This is a genomic window from Hafnia alvei, assembly GCF_034424155.1.
Lineage (GTDB): Bacteria > Pseudomonadota > Gammaproteobacteria > Enterobacterales > Enterobacteriaceae > Hafnia > Hafnia alvei.
The window spans coordinates 384,960-404,907 of record NZ_CP139992.1 but is presented as its reverse complement, the minus strand read 5'-3'; the positions used below and the strand labels follow the sequence as shown (position 1 = coordinate 404,907).

General features: G+C 48.7%; 13 protein-coding genes. 7 read left to right on the top strand and 6 right to left on the bottom strand.

The window, feature by feature from the left end; translation table 11 throughout:
• Nucleotides 1–3: 3 nt before the first annotated feature.
• Both U0008_RS01825 and U0008_RS01820 read left to right on the top strand, forming a co-directional pair.
• Nucleotides 4–1,848: a DUF262 domain-containing protein gene (locus tag U0008_RS01825; RefSeq protein WP_043490515.1), complete on the top strand. Its 1,845-nt coding sequence runs from the start codon at nucleotides 4–6 to the stop codon at nucleotides 1,846–1,848.
• 57 nt (nucleotides 1,849–1,905) lie between these two features.
• Nucleotides 1,906–3,012: a hypothetical protein gene (locus U0008_RS01820; RefSeq protein WP_043490512.1), complete on the top strand. Its 1,107-nt coding sequence runs from the start codon at nucleotides 1,906–1,908 to the stop codon at nucleotides 3,010–3,012.
• A 199-nt stretch (nucleotides 3,013–3,211) separates the two neighbouring features.
• On the opposite strand, the gene U0008_RS01815 is transcribed toward U0008_RS01820, so the two are convergent.
• The 4 genes from U0008_RS01815 to U0008_RS01800 all read right to left on the bottom strand — a co-directional run bounded on the left by U0008_RS01815 (nucleotide 3,212) and on the right by U0008_RS01800 (nucleotide 11,108).
• Nucleotides 3,212–4,159, bottom strand: a complete 948-nt coding sequence (locus tag U0008_RS01815; protein ID WP_025802379.1) for a VirK/YbjX family protein — start codon at nucleotides 4,157–4,159, stop codon at nucleotides 3,212–3,214.
• A gap of 272 nt (nucleotides 4,160–4,431) precedes the next feature.
• On the bottom strand, nucleotides 4,432–6,834 hold the full coding sequence (locus U0008_RS01810) for a putative virulence factor (protein WP_043490495.1): 2,403 nt from the start codon (nucleotides 6,832–6,834) through the stop codon (nucleotides 4,432–4,434).
• Nucleotides 6,831–9,791: a virulence factor SrfB gene (locus U0008_RS01805; protein ID WP_043490492.1), complete on the bottom strand. Its 2,961-nt coding sequence runs from the start codon at nucleotides 9,789–9,791 to the stop codon at nucleotides 6,831–6,833. The genes U0008_RS01810 and U0008_RS01805 overlap by 4 nt, the downstream gene beginning before the upstream one ends.
• 18 nt (nucleotides 9,792–9,809) lie before the next feature.
• Nucleotides 9,810–11,108, bottom strand: a complete 1,299-nt coding sequence (locus U0008_RS01800; RefSeq protein ID WP_043490490.1) for an SrfA family protein — start codon at nucleotides 11,106–11,108, stop codon at nucleotides 9,810–9,812.
• Between the two features lie 414 nt (nucleotides 11,109–11,522).
• On the opposite strand from U0008_RS01800, the gene U0008_RS01795 reads away from it, so the two are divergent.
• The 4 genes from U0008_RS01795 (at nucleotide 11,523) to U0008_RS01780 (ending at nucleotide 16,134) form a co-directional block, all read left to right on the top strand.
• On the top strand, nucleotides 11,523–13,067 hold the full coding sequence (locus U0008_RS01795) for a methyl-accepting chemotaxis protein (RefSeq protein ID WP_025802387.1): 1,545 nt from the start codon (nucleotides 11,523–11,525) through the stop codon (nucleotides 13,065–13,067).
• Nucleotides 13,068–13,236: 169 nt separating this feature from the next.
• On the top strand, nucleotides 13,237–14,154 hold the full coding sequence (locus tag U0008_RS01790; RefSeq protein ID WP_043490487.1) for a hypothetical protein: 918 nt from the start codon (nucleotides 13,237–13,239) through the stop codon (nucleotides 14,152–14,154).
• Nucleotides 14,155–14,193: 39 nt separating this feature from the next.
• Entirely contained in the window at nucleotides 14,194–14,964 is a 771-nt protein-coding gene (locus U0008_RS01785; RefSeq protein WP_043490485.1) for a diguanylate cyclase, read from the top strand.
• 537 nt (nucleotides 14,965–15,501) lie between these two features.
• Nucleotides 15,502–16,134, top strand: coding sequence for an outer membrane protein (locus U0008_RS01780; protein WP_025802390.1), 633 nt, complete (start codon nucleotides 15,502–15,504; stop codon nucleotides 16,132–16,134).
• A 128-nt stretch (nucleotides 16,135–16,262) separates the two neighbouring features.
• Here U0008_RS01780 and U0008_RS01775 read toward each other — a convergent pair whose 3' ends face one another.
• Entirely contained in the window at nucleotides 16,263–17,546 is a 1,284-nt protein-coding gene (locus U0008_RS01775) for an alpha/beta fold hydrolase (RefSeq protein ID WP_043490483.1), read from the bottom strand.
• Nucleotides 17,547–17,576: 30 nt separating this feature from the next.
• Nucleotides 17,577–18,488, bottom strand: coding sequence for an AraC family transcriptional regulator (locus U0008_RS01770; protein ID WP_040044775.1), 912 nt, complete (start codon nucleotides 18,486–18,488; stop codon nucleotides 17,577–17,579).
• Between the two features lie 207 nt (nucleotides 18,489–18,695).
• On the opposite strand from U0008_RS01770, the gene yqhD reads away from it, so the two are divergent.
• Nucleotides 18,696–19,853: an alcohol dehydrogenase gene (gene yqhD, locus U0008_RS01765; protein WP_025802396.1), complete on the top strand. Its 1,158-nt coding sequence runs from the start codon at nucleotides 18,696–18,698 to the stop codon at nucleotides 19,851–19,853.
• Nucleotides 19,854–19,948 lie beyond the last annotated feature (95 nt).

Here is a 19,948-nt window from a genome sequence, read left to right as displayed (position 1 = left end):
ACCTTGAAGCCCTTTTCGCGCTCCGTCATCGAGCTTTTCGATGGCACCAAACGTTATGTCATCCCCATGTTTCAACGCCAGTATGTTTGGCGTGAAGAGAAGCAACTATCACGACTCTGGTCCGACTTACATGCGAAAACAAAGCAACGTATGGATCGGAAGACAACGTCACCCCACTTTCTGGGCGCAATCGTGATTGCGAACCTGCCAACCTATGGTCGGCAAGTACAAGCGTATGATGTGATAGACGGGCAGCAGCGCCTTACAACTTTTCAAATTCTTCTAACTGCATTCCGTGATGTTGCTAAATCGCACAGTTCTGAGTTTGCTGATGAACTCAACAAGTACATCGTGAATGTTGGGATCATGGATGATAAGACCGTCGAACGTTACAAGGTCTGGCCGACCCAGGTAGATCGCTTTCAGATGAAGACGCTGGTTGATTCTGGCTCACTCAATACCGTTACTGAATTGGAGCAAACATCGCTCGGCCGCCAACGGACTGGTGTAGAGCCGTTTATGATTGTTGCCTATAAATACTTTCATCAGCAAATCGCCGATTTTGTAGCTACTGATTCTGCCGACAGCACGCATGACGATCGCATTGAGACGCTTTTCCATACTCTCAAACATGATCTAGCTTTGGTCTCAATTGAACTGGAAGGTGGGGACGACCCACAGGTGATCTTTGAAACCTTAAATGGTTTCAATGAACCATTGCTTCCTACCGATCTACTGCGCAACTTTGCCTTCCAGAGAGCCTATCGAGAAAAACGTGGAGAGGATGACAAAACACCCGATGAGCTTTACAACGAATACTGGTTACCATTTGATCAACATTTTTGGAAACGAGATGAAAAACAGGGACGTCTGAAGCGTCCACGAGCCGACATCTTTTTTCAACATTTTCTAGCGATGAAGCAGGCAACCGACGTCAACGTCGCACGGCTATATCACGACTACAAGATCTGGATTGAAACGGAAGCACCTTATCCCCGTATCGTTGATGAACTCAAAGACTTGGCAAAGTTTGCCAGCGTGTTTAAAAAACTACTGACACCCGATGAGCCAAGCGAACTCAGTGCGTTTGCAGGCATGCTTAATGCCTTTGATGTCAAAACAATATCTCCACTGATATTGTTCCTTTGCGGCGAAGCGGAGTTGGAAGGAGATGCTCTTACTCAAGCTCTAACCATCCTTGAGTCCTTTCTCATCAGACGTGCGGTTTGCTGCTTAACCACGAAAAACTACAACCGCCTTTTCTTGCAACTTGTAGAAATCCTTCGTGGAAAAGGTGATGTTGTTGAGGCATTGCGCGTTGCACTACTTCATGGCACCGGTGATGCGGTTGTCTGGCCTGACGATATTAGTTTCAAACAAGCTTGGCTCAATCGACCACTGTACAACGATCTAACATCTAGCCGTGTTCAATATATTCTAAAAAGCATTGAGCAAGCGAAGCGCACCACCAAGAACGAGGACATTCACATCAAGTCCGTGCTCACTGTCGAACACATCATGCCTGTAGCCTGGGAGAAAAATTGGCCACTAGCCGATGGATCTTTCGCCAAACCAGCAATAGATCGCTTGCTCGTCGATGAAGAAAATCCCGAGGTAGAAAAACGGGCTCTTCTGGTCAATACGATCGGTAATCTAACGCTGCTCACCCATCCTCTCAATTCATCACTACAGAATAGCGGTTGGGATGTAAAGAGGCCTGAAATCACCAAGCAATCGTCACTGGCGCTTAACCGCGAATTGCTGGACATTGAGGTTTGGGATGACAACGAGATCATGCAACGGCAAGGAAAACTCTTGGAGATAGCTGTGATTGTTTGGCCTCGTTAATTTCAATTACACTCAAAGTGATAAAGCTAGAAATTTCCTAATCGGCAGTGATACTTAATGAAAAGAAATCGGGATGATTTTAATAAACGAACAAGAAATGATTTGGCTCTACGTGCCAGTTACCTCTGTTCGTTATGTAAATGCTCAACGGTCGGGCCAAGTGATGAACGAGAAGATGCCGTCGCAATGATAGGTGTCGCTGCTCATATTTGTGCTGCAGCCCCCGGGCCTGGGGCTCGTCGTTACGATCCAAATATGTCGTCTGAAGAACGCTCTCATATCAACAATGGAATATGGCTCTGTGTGTCGTGCAGTGTCCTGATTGACCGGGATGAAAAGCGCTTTACTGTAGAAAAACTACATCGAATCAAGTCTGAGCATGAAAGCTCTCAGCGAATTGGTACCTTAGAAGATAGTGGTGAAAACGAAATTGTCGCCATTGGTCCAGACATAATTGCATTGGGCTACATAATTCGTTCTGCTCCTGAAGGGTTACGAATTCGACTTTCTCATTTTGTAAGCGGTTCCGTACGAGATCTTTGGGCTTTACAACAGAACTTTAGCAAATGGTCTCCGGAAAGGCGTTATGTGCTGTGCAACGAGCTTGGTTTTGGTGGGTTGCTCAACGAACCTCCTGTGATTGAACGAGTCAATAACTCCTATGAAATTCAGTTAGCACTTCAAAAGCAAGTTATGCGACAGGATGCCCGTGCGGAAATATCAACCATGTGCCACAACACATTGAAACGAATTTCCGGAATTGAAGCTTTCACCCAAATATTTGAAAATGTTCTCAGCATGGCGCAGGGAACTTGGTTTACTGACCTTAGCCTCGGTAGTGATATGTCTGACCTTTACTGGCGCTATAGAGGTTCTCCATGGTTCAAAACTTTGGCTATGATGGAGATGATTCGCTTATCTTCAATCCCTCGAGTGAATAAAAACCAGCAAACCCCAACTACACCCTTTTTGGTCGTCAATCGAGTTAATAATGTGGAAATACCGTCATTTGAATTGGTAGATCAAAAGCTTGAGATCTCGGTTGACTTCGATCTCGAGGGCATAGGGCAATGGAAACATACACTGTCAGTTTTTATCTCGACACCTGAGCAACTTACTGAAGGGCGCGAGAAAGCGCGAAAAATTCATCATGAATTGTTTTAATCGTGACCAATTTAAGCACTAGTTTTGAAAATCCCCGTGTTCTTGGTTCGATTATTCGCCGCCAGCGGCTCACCCTACGGGCCAACGGCAAAGCCGTTGTTCAAACGCCTTCGGCGTTAGTCTGAGTCCGGGTATCTCTAGAATATAAAAAAACCCGCCAATGGCGGGTTTTTTTATCTAAACTAAATCGCGTTATTTCTCACAATGTTTGCTGGCTCAGCACCGCATCATCTTCATTCGCGGTTATAGCCTTAGCGCCAGCTGCATAGCGCTGTAAGTTACGGGAAACGGCATCGGTAACGCCTTCACGCAGCGCTTCGCGCTTACGGAACGCAGAACGATGCTGGCTTTTTACCGTTTCAATATCGCGCTCTGGCTCGCTTTTAGGTAAGCAGTACCATCCTTGCCTATTTAACTCGCCACCACACTCAAGCCAAAAATTATCGTAGCTCGATTTCAAATGTTGGCTTTTGATATGTGCTTTATTCGCCACACCAGCGATGGTTGAAATATGAAAATGCTGTGCCAACGCATATAGCGCCGAAATAAGCAGGTTTTTAGGACGCATACCATGCATCAGCTTAGTCATGCTTTTAACAATTTCTGCGCCGTTTTCAGTGTTCGGCCCCTGCAATCCTGAGAGATAAAGCTCACCTTTCGGCCCAAAAGAAAACGTCAGGCCATAAACATCTTCTTGATTCTCATTAAACAGGTATAAGCCAAGATCCCCTTCACGCGTGAATCTGGAGCGCATGAGTTTCAGCTGAGCAATATCACCGCTCTTAAGCTCGATATCAGCCAGAACAATACCGTCGTTATCTGCTGAATAGAGTATTTCTAGCGCTTTACGTGAAAAAGCATGTTCAATGACATCCAGCGTTTTCATCGCAGTACGTAGTTTCTGTTTACCAGACCACTTGCGATTGAGGTACTTGTTTACGGGTCTTTTGATGAAAGGATGCGAAATAGTATTCGTCACAGGATTCAACAATTGAGCACTGTAATATTCATTACACATCTTTTTATATTTGATGTACTCAAACGTTGGCATTGCAGCAATGCGACAACCAAGCTTAACGGAATCATAGCCTGTATTTAGTGAACGCCAGAGCCCACTCTGGTGCCGCCATTTTTTGAAAAAGCTCATATTGGCCCCAACAAATTAGTGATAGTTAGAGATCTCAGCGGTATAAACCAGACAGATGGGAAAAACCGAGATGAATTTGGTTACAAGTTTGAGCTATGAAAATTCAACAGAATATAAACGAAAAGAGGTTTACCCGCGTATGGCGCCAATACAGCGGGAAGATAATGAAACAATCCCTTACTGCAGATGAAAATATCGAAACATTCTGCGGTGATTATTATTTCACCTAGTAGAAAGGAAAAGCTTAAGGTTCATCCGTGAACCTATTCGGATTATGCTGCAAGCGCCTCTACGATTCTCCTCAGCTGCATTTCTTGCTGCTGGCTAAGCTCACGAGCCGCAGAATATCCTTGGTTTTGGATAATCATCTCGCTTAAGCCCACCAGCCAATCGTAAATATAAAAACCTGTATTGTTCGATGGTGCCGCCGAAAGCTTAGTTAAGCGTTGGGATTTACCCCACCCCGCCGCGTTCATGGCTGGCGGTTTTGCAAATATCTTTTGCCCACGGTTCACACGGCTATCCGGCTTTTTCGCTTCCGCTACGTTTTGGAAGCCTAGCCACGCCACAAAATTACCTAACACGCCGAGCACACGGGACACTTGTCGGTCGGCCAGCATCTGATTATCCACCCCAGCCAGCTCGGTATTAAATAACGTTTGCGACAGCGAACGCGGAATCTCCATACGGACGCTGGCCGTAATAAGCTCTTGCAAGAGAAGCTCTAGCTCCGGTTTTGCAACGCCAAGTAACGTTAATAGCGCGCCGTTTTCAGATAAATTGCGTAGATGGTTCACCCAATATTGATAGGCCTGCGTGGCAAAATTGCCCTCGGATAACGCCTGCTGCTCTATCGCGCTCGGCTCGGACACCACGTCTGCCACCAAATCAATATTCATTTCAATACCAAACGGATCGCCATTCATAATCGGTAATGCATTTTCGCCACTGTTCATCGCTGATTCAGTGACAAACCGCTGCTGTAGCCGTTGTTGTAAATAAAGGCGTCGAAGCTCATCACGGGTTGGTAGCAGGCGTTCCAGCAGTTCTCCATGCACACCGGTGCGCGTTTGCAGGGTTTTCAACAGAATCTGTGCAATACGCTGTTTTTCTTGCTCTTCTTGTTGCTCGCTTAATAACAGCCAATTTCCTAACAAATTCTCAGCCAGCTCTCGGCGCAGCGCCTCTAACTTCATCGTTAGCTGCCTCAAGGTTGCGTCACTGTTTGCCTCGGTGGCTAAGTAGTCCACCATCCGGCGCACACCGCTTTTATCCGTAACCAGCATTGATCCCCAGCTATCACCGGGTAAACCGACATGGCGCTGCACGGCCTCATCGTAATTTTTACCCTGTGTGACCCGTTGGTCGAAGGCGGTAAGTGCCCAAATCAGCGTCGGCTTACGATGTTCGGCATCACTGCGCATAGCTTTTGCCCAATGAGCCAAAACTTTGCCCGCGCTATGAGTCTGAGATCGCGCCGTTGCCGCCGTACATACCATTAATGCTGCAATTTGCTGATTATCGGCATAGCGTTCTAGCAGCCCGTAAACCTTGGCCTGCTGCAAAACATGAAGCAGTGAGCATGAGGGTTCGAATTCGCTTTCAAGTGACTGCCCTAAGCCGGGGATATCCAGCACGTCCATCTGCTGAAACTGAGCCTCACGTGGCGTACCTGCCAGCGGCAGCGTTATCTCACGCGCCAGCATCGATAGCTCAGAAATGGACAGCTCAACCGGCTTCATGGTTTTCCCCTTCACCAGCGGGCAAACCTGCACGCTGAAATCGAGCGGCGAATTAGCGTTGCTTAGCACATCAACGCTGAGTAGACCTTCCGTCGGCAGCTGCATATCATCCACCAGAACGCTGAGCGGAGCGGCAACGCGCTCAACGCTGGATAGGCGCTGCAAGATATGCCCCAAACCAACGTACGCTGCGGTCAGCTCTTCCTGCTCAGACCATAATAATGAGAACAGGCGAGCGCGATTATCCACGCTCAAATACGGCGCGAGCCGCACCGCCGAAGGCCAAAAGTAGCGATCCAAAGTTTTACCGCGTGCGCCAATACGGCGATTCACCGCATCCCATAGCGCAACCGCATCGTCCTCGCTAAATCCGGCTACAGGCTCAGGCAAACATAGCGCCGACAAGGCGGAAAGGTGATCGGCAATGAACTCCTCGTCACGCTCTTGATCAGCCTCGTCGGATGAAAAATCATGAATAAAAGCATCAACCATGACTTTCGCCAGCTCATACTCAGCCAGCATGGCGATCTCGATCGGGAAATCATGGTTATTGATTCCGGCTCGATGAGTGAATCTGGTGACCACACCACAGGCCTGATTACCTGGATTGATATGGCTATCAAAATCCAGCGTGCGTCCAGCCAAATTCAAGGCTAATTGGCCCGACTCATCCGCCGCAAGCGCACTAATCAGATAGGATTTTCCTGCCTGTGACAGGCCAAAAAAACCGATGCTTGGAAAATGCTGCGGTAGCTCTTGCATCGACACTGCCTGATACCGGCAGCGATGCAGTTTTACACGTAGGCTATCAGCCTCAATATCTAACCTCGGTGAATGCTGGCGCGTGCTCTCTAGCCAATCAAGGGCGAGATCGACATGCTGCGTGATAACCTGAAGCTGGTTATTAATTTGTTTTGAATTCAATGGTTTCATTGGCTAAATACGCTCCCACTGTCGATCCAATAATGGGTGCTATCCGATAAAGTGTTCAGTTTTAGTTTTAAGTGATGCAAAGGAACAGGCGTGCCGTCATCCAGCGTCACCTCAGCCAGCTTGAAGCGTTCCGGCCCTTGTTCTGGGCTTTCCGCTTCGGTCGCTAACCTCACGTTCAGCACGCTCTCGCCCGCCACTTTGCGCGCCAGCTGTTGATCAGCAATAGATAAGCGATATAGCGGCGACGCAGGCCAACGATCGTTGTCGAGCTGGCGGAACCCCAAACACACGGGGCCACGCATTTGGAATGAACCTTCGCTTGGTAGCTCAAAATCAGGATTATCGAGATCGATATCGCTATAGCAAACGTCGCTGGTCATCAATGACTGGTTACCATCCAGCGTGCCGAGATAGCACACCGTCGAGTAGGGCTGGAAATCTCCGGCTTTACAGTTGAACGTTGCCAAGCGCAAATTCACCGCCAGCAAGCAGAGCATCGCCCCCACCGCAGCGGTAGATTTCGGGTTATCAATGCGCCCGCGCTTATTAAATGGATACCATTCACTGGTGTGATATCCCTCAAGCGGCAAAATGCGGTTGATCGGCAAAGGCTGCAAATGGCGGAATAGCGCCTGAATGCCTGGGAATCGCGAAGGGCGCCCTGTCAGAAGCAACACATCGCAGGAATACAGCGCCACCACTTCGCACAGCGAGCGCAGATGCTGCGTGATGCGCATGCGCGGGGACAGAAACTCCGCGTGGAGTTTGCTTAGCTTGAGGATCAGCGGAACCTGCAAAATATCAAAAGGTACCGCATCAGCAGGCTGAGCTCGCTGTACGTCATTATTAATATATTCCTGCACTTTAACTGTTGGCACTTGGGACAAAAGCTCGCCAAAGGTCGCATCAATTTCAGCAGCGGCATCCAACGGGTCGTAACGTTCGTAGGACTCAAGAATAGCGCGCCCAATCGGGCTAAATACCTGCAACGTCGCCTGCTGGCGTAGCGCAGAAATACTGCCATCACCAAATAGCTTGTTCATCAGCTCATCACTGTCGGCAACGCCCGCCTTTCGGCATGCGTTCTGCAAGGCAGGCAGCACATATAAGCGAATGACATCTAACAAAATATCGTCGCCTGCTAGCTTGAAGCCCTCACGGAAGAGCAAACGCGGAATAATTTTGACGTTGCTGCCAGCCCCATCGTCTAAACGGTACTGGGTAATCGCTAAGTCGGTGGTACCGCCGCCGATATCAATCGACGCAATACGCAGCGTTTTTCCGGCAACTTCGTCTTCCGCCAGCTCGCGGTCAGTTCGTGCCTGACTGGCAAAAAACTCTTCGCTACAGCCGCCAAAATTGACCTGAGTTTCGTTATACAGATACACCATCTGCCCACAGGTCGCTTCGTCCCATTCCATCTGCACGTCAGGCACCGGCACCGTGCTTTCTGCCCGATCGGCTTCGCTGGAGAAATCATGGTCAGCCGGATGCCAGCCCATACTTTTCCACACCAAACCAATGGCTTGATACATACGGCGGCGGAAGATTTCGCGCTCAGGTTTTGGCATGGCAGAAGGCAAGGTCAAAATAATGCTGCGCAACTGACGAGGCGCTGAGGAATGCGTCATTTTCAGGCGTTGGGCAACGCTGTTTATCTGCATTAGTGCCTGCGCCAATAGCTCAGACAACATAAACGTCATCAGTGAGCTGCGGCTGTAGTGCGCTGAAAATACCGGTAAACGCTCATCTAATGGCTGGTCGTAGAGCGGCTGTCCCTGATCGTTTAACAAAAACGTCAGTGGAAGCGCGGTTGCAGACGGCTCTTGCTGGGCTTGGTTCAGCGTATTAAAGCGCCAACCATGTAGATACTCTTCTTCATCCCATAGATAGCGACGTGGGCTTGAAAGCCCCGTTGAACCTTCGGTGCCCATTCGCTGCAACGCCATGCGGCTGGCCTCTCGGCCAACGCGCACAATCGACGGCCAGACGAACGCCTGTTCGCGCCCGCTTTCTACGGAAAAATTACGCTTACCAAACTCGGCCTGAGAAAACTCGACGCGGCTATCAAACAGCTCGTTATACACATAGTGTGGCTGGCTGAGGTCACGCAGGTTCAGCTCGTAGGTTTGTTTCAGACCATTGAGCTCATCAAGGTGGTCTTCTACCAAAATGCCGCAGGTGTGGGAGTTCCCAACATCCATAATCAAATCAACATGAACGGTGGGTTCTTGCAGCGTACTAGTATTGAGCTTAACGGTAGGCACATTGAGCTGTTTGCCGAGCAGATATAGGATATTCAAGTAGTGCGCCTGATACTCAAACTCGCGTAACGCGGTTTGGATGCCGACAGAATGCCGATCCTCCTGCTGTATCGCTTGTTGAGTGAAAACCTCACGCAGCCAGCCATCCACCCAAGTCAGATCGAGAAATTCAGCCAGTTCTTCGCTGCGATAGGCCAGAGCGAAACCCGCGCCGCTTTTGACATCATTTTCACTCGGTTGCAGGGATTCATTATTGTGGCCATCGGCTGAAATAGCCGTATCAAACGCCATGCATACGCGATAGGTATTCCCATCACGATCGGGCTTATCTAGCGCTATAACCTGCATTCGCGCCCAGTTGTCAGGCCCACCTAAAAACGTACGCGGCGGATTAAAACGGAAAAAAGGCAACGGCAGCCAGATCCCATTCAGCAATTGAAGCGACTGCTCCAACGAAATGCTCGATTCGGGCTTGACCCGTTCTGGCGGCGTGCCAGCTGGCGCAGGCAGCCAGTAAGTATCGCTTTCAGCATTGTGCAGTAAACGCAGCAGAGGCCCATTCGCCGTTTGGCGTACAAATTTGCCGGGGAGCTCCGCCGTGAAATTGGGCTTGAGGGCAAAATCCAAAAACTGAATGCCGCTGTTCTGAATGAGCGCAACCTGATGCTTGTAATCGGTGATGGTGGCTAACATGGTTTTATTCATCCATTTTTACTGAGATGACTTGCTGATGCGCGTCATATTGATTGGCAAGATAGTGTCGGCGTCATAGCGCCCATTGCAGTCGGCCACGCCGTTTTCACCCGACTTACAAATCAACTGTGGGATTTTGTAACGCGAGCCGTCGCTGCATTTGGCCTTGGCGCGGCTATCGACGACTAAACTTCCCGAGCTCATAAGCCCCACGGTGACACTGGCATTACAGCTGATACCATCACCATGGATGATTTTCACGCTGCCTTTGCTGTTTTTAATCTGATAAACCAAGCTCGGAGGCTTACCAAGGCGCGGAGTTTTAATGTCCAGACTGGCGCGCCATTTGCCATTCATAAAACGCGTCGAACCTAATTTCACCGCCTCAGCGGGCATCACCAACGCGTCTGCGGATACCGCTGTTTTTTGTACTTCGACAGGCTTCACCTCAGGCGTTTTTACCACTTCAACCACCGGCGTTGGTGTTGGTGCAGCTATATGCGCAACGGGTAAATGCGTTTTTGGTGCAGCGGCACGGGATGACAGAGCGCGTTTTTCATTCTCAGGGGCGGATTTCTTTACCGCCTCAGAGGATTTCACCACCGGTTTCGGCGCATCGTTTTTGGCTCGAATTTGGAAGAAAAGAATTCCCAGCACCACCAGCGCCAGCGGTAACCACCACAGCTGGCGCCACTCTCTGCGGCGTACCACTTTGCTAGGTTCCGTTGCTGCTGTATCGCTATTCTGCGGTGCTTGTTCGGTTGGTTTTGGTGTGGGGATGGCGAGAGGTTTCGGTATTTCAGTGGCTATATTTTTACTTGGCGCAGCGTCGCCCTGCGCGGCTCTCAGGCAATCAAAAGCATCGGATCTGGATTTTTTATCCAGATTCACAAAGCCCCAAAAAGTGAGCACGGGTTTGCCATCCACCAAGAAAACATGATTCGCACCAGGAAACTGCATGGCTTTCGCTAGCAAAATACCGAACAAGCGCAAAGCCGATTTCTCTGACTGTTGGGCTTTCTGGCTGAGTTCATTCACCGTTTGCTGGCAATGTTCCAACTGGCTCAGCGCAGAGGCGCGCTCTTCATCGCTCGCAGCGATCCACGAGGTTATTTTCCCTGAGATGGGCGCGTACCAATCAATGCGATCGCCGCCTTCATTAGGCTGTGGGATCGCCAACATATCGGCGATACTTTGCTGATGACGCAGGCGTAGCGTTTCTCTTAGCTGTAGCGCTGAAGCGTAAACAGGCTGGCCGTTTTCGCCCAACGCGAGAAAATCATCCAAGCTGCCGCTGCGTAATAATTGTTTTGCCACGAAATAACCCTTTGATAGACGTCTGACTACAACAGCTACTTTAAGATCTTCTCTAGGCAATCAAACGGTCAAAAAAGTGGCTAAAATGATGAGTACTAAGCCAATCAATTCACGTACTTGTGCTTTACTTTAGTCATTCTAGGCAAGCTGTATCCTTCTTCTCGCTGCTCCCCGCCCTTCGTATCATCTTGGTATTCATCTATTTACGAACATTGATTACCCTGCATATATATTTATTTGAAATTAAAATAATAATTCAAAGACCTAAAACACCTACACAATTTAAATTTAATGACTTTAATTGTGAAATATTTGTTTATTTAAGTATAAAGTTTAACCAACTTAAGCCGACAATCATTCTTAGCTCACTCTCTCTTTTCGCTACGCTTCAAGCACACGTTAAGGATTGTCCGGATGCGCAATAACCAACCGATTACCCAACAAGAATACACGTTAGCGGACGACGCGACGCTGATGTCGACAACCGATCCCAATAGCTACATCACCTATGCGAATGCCAGCTTTATCGAAGCGAGTGGTTTCACCGCCGAAGAGATCATTAAGCAACCCCATAACGTCGTTCGCCATCCGGATATGCCGCCGCAGGTTTTTGCAGATATGTGGGCAACGCTAAAACAGGGCGAGCCTTGGACAGGATTGGTTAAAAACCGCCGTAAAAACGGGGGGTTTTATTGGGTGCGCGCCAACGCAGTACCGGTTGTGCGTGGAGGGAAAACCGTCGGATTTATGTCGGTCCGCACTAAAGCCTCTAACGAAGAAATAGCAAAAGCTAGCCAGCTTTATGAGCAGATGAATCAGAATAAACTCGGCAGCCGACGAGTGCATAAAGGATTGTTATTACGCTCGGGTTTTTGGCGCTGGACATCCATCATGAAAACGATGCCCTTACGTTGGAGAATTCGCACCGCGCTGTTTGCCCTACTCCCGCTTTCCATTGCAACGGTGAGTGCCTTGAATGTCGAACATCTGGCGTTAGGTATTTTCTCTGCGGCCATGGCGCTGTTTCTTATCCTGATATCGGCATGGCTGGAATCACAAATATCTCGCCCACTAGAACGGGTATGCCAACAGGCATTGCGGGTCGCCACTGGCGCGAGCCATAACGTGGAGCATATGAATCGCGTTGATGAAATTGGTGTAACGCTACGCGCTATTGGTCAATTAGGGCTGATGTTCCGTTGGCTTGTTAATGACGTGAGTGGGCAGGTGATCAACGTGCGCAGCGCCAGCGACGAACTGGCGCAGGGCAATATCGACCTCAGCGCCCGCACTAAGCAAACCGCGGCAAACGTGCAGCAAACGGCGTCAACCATGACGCAAATGACGATTACGGTGCAAAACAACACGGAAACGGCAGCCAAAGCCGATCAACTATCCATTTCCGCGAGCAGCGCGGCTACTAACGGCGGTCAGGTAATGGAAACCGTGATCGCCACCATGGATGAAATCGCCAGCAGCACCAAAAAAATCGCCTCTATCACCAGCCTTATCGACAGCATTGCTTTTCAAACCAATATATTGGCGCTCAACGCAGCGGTCGAAGCCGCACGAGCCGGAGAAGATGGCAAAGGTTTTGCCGTGGTCGCAGGAGAAGTGCGTAACTTAGCCCAACGCAGCGCAAGCGCCGCGAGCGAAATCAAAAGCCTGATCGAAGCCAGCGCGGAGAAAGTCCAAAGCGGCACAAATCAGGTTCATACGGCCGGAAGTACCATGCGGGATATTGTTGAACAGGTGAGAAATGTCACCGATCTTATTGCGCAGATTAGCGCTGCGACCTCAGAACAGAGTACCGGACTCAATGAAGTCAGCCGAGCCATTGATGAGCTTGATCGCATCACCCATCAAAATGCGGTTTTAGTACAAGAAGGCGCGGAAGCATCAGCCAAGGTAAAACAGCAGGCCATGTGGCTCGTCGATGCAGTGACCGTATTTAGATAGCCGTCCACTTTATCCCCATCCGGCCGAATCGCAAGGCGGGATGGGCGAACCATCTTCCGCACTTTAAATTAATCTTAGATCTATTCATTTCTGAAATCTGCGCCATATAGGCTATGCTCCACTCAGAGCTAGGCAAAAGCACTATTTCGTACGTAAAAATCATCCACAGATGAAATTATTGGCCATTGAAGGCCGCTTCAATATCAATCAGGAGAACGGTTTGTCCGATATCCCCGCAACGCCCCAGTGCAGCCGACGATTTACCCCGCAAAGGATTATTAATATCTGTTTTTTTGCTGTCTTCATTTTTACATCGTTGCTTTTCTGGCGTCAGGGGCAAGTGCTGAACAACGGCTATCAGGCAAGCCAATTAAACCGGCTGGAAAACGTGAGCGCGCAGCTTGGAAGCCGTATGCAGTTTCGTTTGGATAACCTGCTTTTCTTACGTAATTACATGCGCTATATGCTTTCTCAGCCCATCATGCCGGAGCAAAAACGACTGCTTGAAGCTGAAATGGCCACGTTGCGTGTGCAGGATATTTGGCAAACAGGTCACAGCCATTCGGCGTCTCCACCGCTCAATGGGATCGGTGACAGTCAAATTGGTCTACTCCCCTCAAGCGACCGTCCGAATAACGATTTGTGGCTAACAGAAATCAATGCCGCCATGCGTCTCAAAGCGTTACTGCCGCTCACCAATCTTAACCAAGCATTACAGCCGCGTATTTACTATATCTCGCGTTCAGGCTTCTACTTGTCTTCAACGCCACCACGGGACAAATCACTGATTTCAGTGCTGTATACGCATATGTTGGCGCGACCTTACTTCCCGATGGCGGCTCCAGAGGCTAATCCGCACCGAAAAGCATTTTGGAGCCGCATGTTTGACAATCAGCAAGATGGGATGCTGATCAGTGCAACTGCACCGGTCGATTATGGCGATCGTTGGTGGGGGATCTTGGGAATGGATTTCTCGATTAAAAGACTCAATTACTATCTTCAAGAGGCACTTCCTTCCCATCCGCATAGCGTTTTTATGCTTTACGACAGCCACTTTGAACCGATCACATCCTCCGATCCAAACTAGCGTAGAGGCAAATACTTTTCTGAGGCGCAGCGTCTTTCGTTGCAACAAGCCGTATTAAAACAAAGCGAAGGGACAACCCGTATCGGCACCAGTTTTGTGACGTTTACCCGTATGGAAAATCCGAATATCACCTTGATTAGTTTGCAATCCTTGCGCCAAGGCTTACAGGACCAGTATGGCCGCATCAGCCTGACGTTAGTTGCCCTGTGGTGTCTCTTTGTTATCACGCTGATTGGCACCCATTACGTGATATCACGGCTAGTGCGCAATATGGAAACCTTACAGAATCGGCTGAGCTGGCGCGCGGAACACGATCCGTTAACTGAACTGCTTAACCGTCGTGGTTTCTTTGATAAAGCCGAAGAGATAACGCGCAAAGGTCAGTGCTACGGGCGTTCCATGGCTATCATTCAGGTTGATTTAGATAAGTTTAAGAATATCAATGATGTCTATGGCCATCATGTTGGCGATCTGGCGCTTAAACATGCCGCAGACACAATGACATCGATGCTACGCAAGCAGGACATCATTGGCCGCATTGGCGGCGAGGAGTTCTGCATCATGCTGCCAAACACCGTGCTTTCTGAGGCGGTGGCGATTGCCGAACGTATTCATACACAGTTTAATCGCCAAAATCTGATGCTTTCTGATGGCAGAACCGTAGAGGTCACTGCATCAATGGGCGTTTCTGCCTGTTCTGGAACGACGGGTTGCAGCATAGAAAGCCTACAGTCGCAGGCCGATAAACGCCTGTATAGAGCGAAAACGGCAGGGCGTAACCAAGTTTGTGCCAGCGATATGGATGCATAACCTATCAACGATACGGCTGTAAAGGTGACCCCGATCACATTTTGTATCTGCATGAATTATATAAATATTCGTGCAGATTTATTTTCATTTCAAGAAACTTCTTAGCTAAGAATATATTTAAACTAAATCCTATTTAACGAATATTTATTCTTTAAACGAAAAAAAATGTTATTTATCGTCATATTCCAAAATAATAAAAATAAGTAAATTTCTAAACCTACTTTCTATACATAAATTTACTCATTACATGAAAGAATAAGAGACGTTTATTTTAAGCTCATAGCGAAATTACGATGATTAAATATCAATCGCTTGTAAACGTTATAAATAAGACTATTCCTACTAAAAGTGGATTTTCTCTAAACAAAAACTAAACAAACTTACACAAAAAACACTACCCTTTGATTTTATTAGTAAAAAAATAATTCAATTTTCGTACAGGGATCGCTATTATTATCTAGCGTCTTCATTTTTGTGACAACTGTCACATGATGATATAGTTTCACAAGTAAAATACTTATTAAGTTGGAATCTATCATGAAAAAATTAACTAGCCTGGCCGTAATTATCGGCTTAGCAACTTCTGTTTCTGCTTTTGCTGCTAACTCTGAAAACACTGGCTATTATGCCGGTGCTAAACTGGGTACCAGCCTGGAGCAAATCCACGGTCAGAAATCTGCAACTGGCAGCAGCGTACCGCGTGACACCAAACAAGCTGGCACCGCTGGCCTGGTATTCGGTTATAACTTCCAGAATGAATTCAACCTGCCAATTCGTGCAGAATTAGATTATTCATTCCGTGATACTACTGATACCGATCACTTCATCAAAGCTGACAACACTCGTACTCACAACCGTGTACGTCTGCAGACCGCTATGCTGAACGGTTACTACGACATCAATACCGACACTGCTTTCACTCCATACATCAGTGCTGGTATCGGTTACGCTAACGTAAACCTGAAAAACACTCAGGATGGTGCAAGCCACACTGGTAACGGTGATAACTTCGCATGGAGCGTTGGTACTGGCGTTTCTTACGCTATCAACAACCACATGGATCTGGATCTGGGCTACAAATACCTAGACGCTGGCGATGCAACTGCACAAGCTTCCAAAGTTAAAGTGGCTACCCACGATTTCACCGCTGGTGTTAACTACTACTTCTAAGACCTTTTCTTCTAAGCTTTATGCTTAGAGAATGTCTGATAAGTATGAGTCATAAAAAACCCGCCAATGGCGGGTTTTTTTACGTTTGAATTTTGCGTTTGAATTTTATGTTTGAAAATAAAGGGGCTTTAATTCACGCCGCGCAGCGCCATCATCTGACGTAGGTGAGCAAACACGTTCCCCACCCGCAAACCATTGTGTTCAAATTCACTGGTGATCCACGTTTCCACCTTGCCAATATGCTTGGCCGTTTCCAGCGATAAACCAACATCTACATACATGTCATTGTAATAAACCGCCGCAACCACTGGCACCGTATTGGCAGCCAAGCGCTCCGCGTCGTACAACGGTTGCCATTCCGAACGCTGCGCCAACTGGTGAACTGCATCGCGGAACGGTCGTAAACACTGCATTTCGTCAAACATCCACGGATAGATCATCTCGCCCGTTAACAACAGCGGGCGGCAATCGGATTGAAACTCAGGCAGCGTGTCATGCACGCGCTGCGCTGCCCAGTGGGTCGCCCCACTATGATTATCAGCATAAATACTTTCATGCAGAACAGCGTACAGAGGATGCTCGGTGAAGCCGGTGAGATGCATCACCTGCGACAAGAACGTATCGCTCAGCTCACCTTCATGATTAAAGGCTTCATCAAACAGCCACAGCAAATTCTCATAGCCTTCACTCATACCTAACTGAATACCCAGCGTTTGCAAACGCTGTACGGTGAGGATATCGCCATCGGGCAGATACACATCCTGCTCGTTTAGCACGTCCGCAATCCGGTTGATTTGCTGCTGCATGTGGGGATAGCGCGAGAAGAAAATCTGATTCTTTTCTTTCAGCTTCTGATAGGTGCGCTGATACAGCTGCTCGGCATCGGGTTTAATTGAGGGTAGACCACCGGTGATATAACAGGCATCAAGCCCTTCTGGGGCCTGAGATAAATAAGTCAGGGTGATAAAGCCACCAAAACTCTGCCCTAAGGTGCTCCATTTACGGCCACCAAACTGCGTTTTTCTCAGATGCTCAGCATCTGCCACAATAGAATCAGCGCGGAAATAGCTGAGATAGTCAGCGGTTTGATCCACGTCCATATTGCGGATCACGCTCGATTCGATCCTGCTGCTCTGCCCCGTGCCGCGTTGATCAAGCAAGATCACGCGAAAGCTTTTCAGCGCCTCGCCTAACCATCCGCCTTTACTGGTTGGTCGCGGCGATTTCCCGCCAGGGCCGCCTTGTAAGAACAGCAAACATGGTAAATCTTCTGCCGCTTTGCCGCCCTCTGATAACTCACGTGCAAAAACCGTAATACGGCGCGGATCATTTTCATCAGACCAGTTCAGCGGCACCGATAGACGATGCTCTCGCACCCACATACCGGCTAACAGATATTCCTTTTCAATCATGGCAGACCACTCCTGCGGCAAAATTCATTTTTATCGCTCAACGATGCTCAAGCCACCTTCGCGGTAGCGCGTCATTTGCTCACTCGGCGTATTACCGAAGAAACGTTTATATTCACGGCTAAACTGCGAAGCGCTCTCATAACCAACGCGAATGGCCGCGGTGCTGGCTTTTAGCCCGTCATGCAACATCATCATTCGCGCCTTATGCAAGCGGAAGGATTTGATATATTGCAGCGGAGAGGTAGCCGTAACGGCTTTGAAATTATGATGAAACGCAGAAACGCTCATATTCACTTCCTGCGCCAGCAAATCAACGTTTAGGCTATCTGAGTACTGTTGTTCAATCAGGCGTAGCGCCTTAGCGATCTGACTGAAGTGGCTGTGACGGTTAGCTAACGCCTGTAGCGCTTCGCCACCGTCTCCACACAGCGCGTGGAACAGCATTTCGCGCACAATTTGCGGCCCTAATACACGCGCCTGTAATGGATTAGCCATTGCATCGACCAAGCGTTCGGTGGCACAAAACATTGACTCATCCAAAGATACCGATTTCACACCGCTCGACTGACAGCGCTGCTTGGCGGCCAAACCGTCACCGATATCCATTAAGAGATCCTGCAACATGCTGGTGTTTACCCGCACTGATAAACCGATCAGCGGCTCATCTGGAGTGGCAAACGTCTCGCATTCGCAGGGTAATGGCAGCGTCATCAGCAGATAATTAGTGGGATCGTAGCGAAACACCTGCTCGCCGAGATAGCCCACTTTATGCCCTTGTAACACAATGATAATACAAGGCTCATACATCACCGGCGTACGCGGTTGATGCTGATTAGCATAGATTATTTTTACATTCTCAATCGGTGACGCACTCACTCCAGGCTGAGCCACCTGACGGCTTAGCTGCTGTGCAAGCTGTGTCCACCGCTCATCGATTAACATTGACCAATCCCCGCCGAACCAAATAAAGTGCAATGAATGATGCCAAATACATCTCTATTTCTACAGTTGATTGTAGAAATAGGCAAGTCACCAACAGAAATGAGCATTGAGCCATACGCTCATTACGCCCAGAATAGCATTCAGAAAATGCAATGGCGTCGACGGCCAAAGCATAACGAATCAAAATAAACACTGAGGCAAATTTCAATGCAAAATTTCACACTCCACACCCCAACTAAAGTTCTGTTCGGCGAAGGCCAAATCGCTAACCTACGCAATGAAGTGCCCGAAAATGCACGCATCCTGATCACCTACGGCGGCGGCAGCGTAAAACGCACCGGCGTTTTGGATCAGGTTCACGCAGCGCTGAAAGGTTTACACGTATTTGAATTCGGTGGCATCGAGCCAAACCCATCTTACGAAACGCTGATGAAATGCGTCGAAGTGGTTCACAACGAGAAAATCGATTTCCTGCTGGCTGTCGGCGGCGGTTCCGTTATTGATGGCACCAAGTTCATTGCCGCTGCGGCAAACTACGTCGGTGAGCCTTGGGATATTCTTGAAACCTACGGCAGCAAAATCACCAGCGCAATTCCATTAGCAGCGGTGTTAACCCTGCCTGCGACCGGTTCTGAAATGAACAAGGGCGCGGTTATCACTCGCCGTGCGACAGGAGATAAACGTGCATTCCAGTCTCCATTCGTGATGCCTCAGTTCGCTATCCTAGATCCGGTTGTAACCTACACCCTGCCAGCTCATCAGGTGGCAAACGGCGTAGTGGATGCGTTTGTGCATACCGTTGAGCAATATCTGACTTACCCGGTTGACGCTAAAGTGCAGGATCGTTTCGCAGAAGGTCTGTTGTTGACCCTGATCGAAGAAGGCCCACGCGCACTGGCTGAACCTGAAAATTATGACGTTCGTGCCAACATTATGTGGAGTGCCACTATGGCGCTGAACGGCCTGATCGGTGCTGGTGTACCACAGGACTGGGCAACCCATATGCTGGGTCATGAACTGACTGCGATGCACGGTATGGATCACGCACAGACCTTAGCCGTGGTACTGCCTTCTCTGCTGCAAGCAAAACGCCAACAGAAACACGCTAAGCTGCTGCAATACGCAGAGCGCGTATGGAATATTCGTGAAGGTAATGAAGAACAGCGCATTGATGCCGCGATTGCTGCTACGCGTAAATTCTTCGAAGAAATGGGCATTAAAACGTATCTGAAAGATTACGGCGTTGATGCCAGCTCTATCCCAGGCCTGCTGGCAAAACTGGAAGAGCACGGCATGACTGCGCTGGGCGAAAACAGTGATATCACGCTAGAAGATAGCCGTAAGATTTACGAAGCGTCGCTGTAAAAATAACTGAAAGACTGATCCCACCCCAACCCTCCCCTTCGCAGGGGAGGGAGCAGACTGGTTTCCAATGAAAAACTCGTTCGACTCTTTCTTAG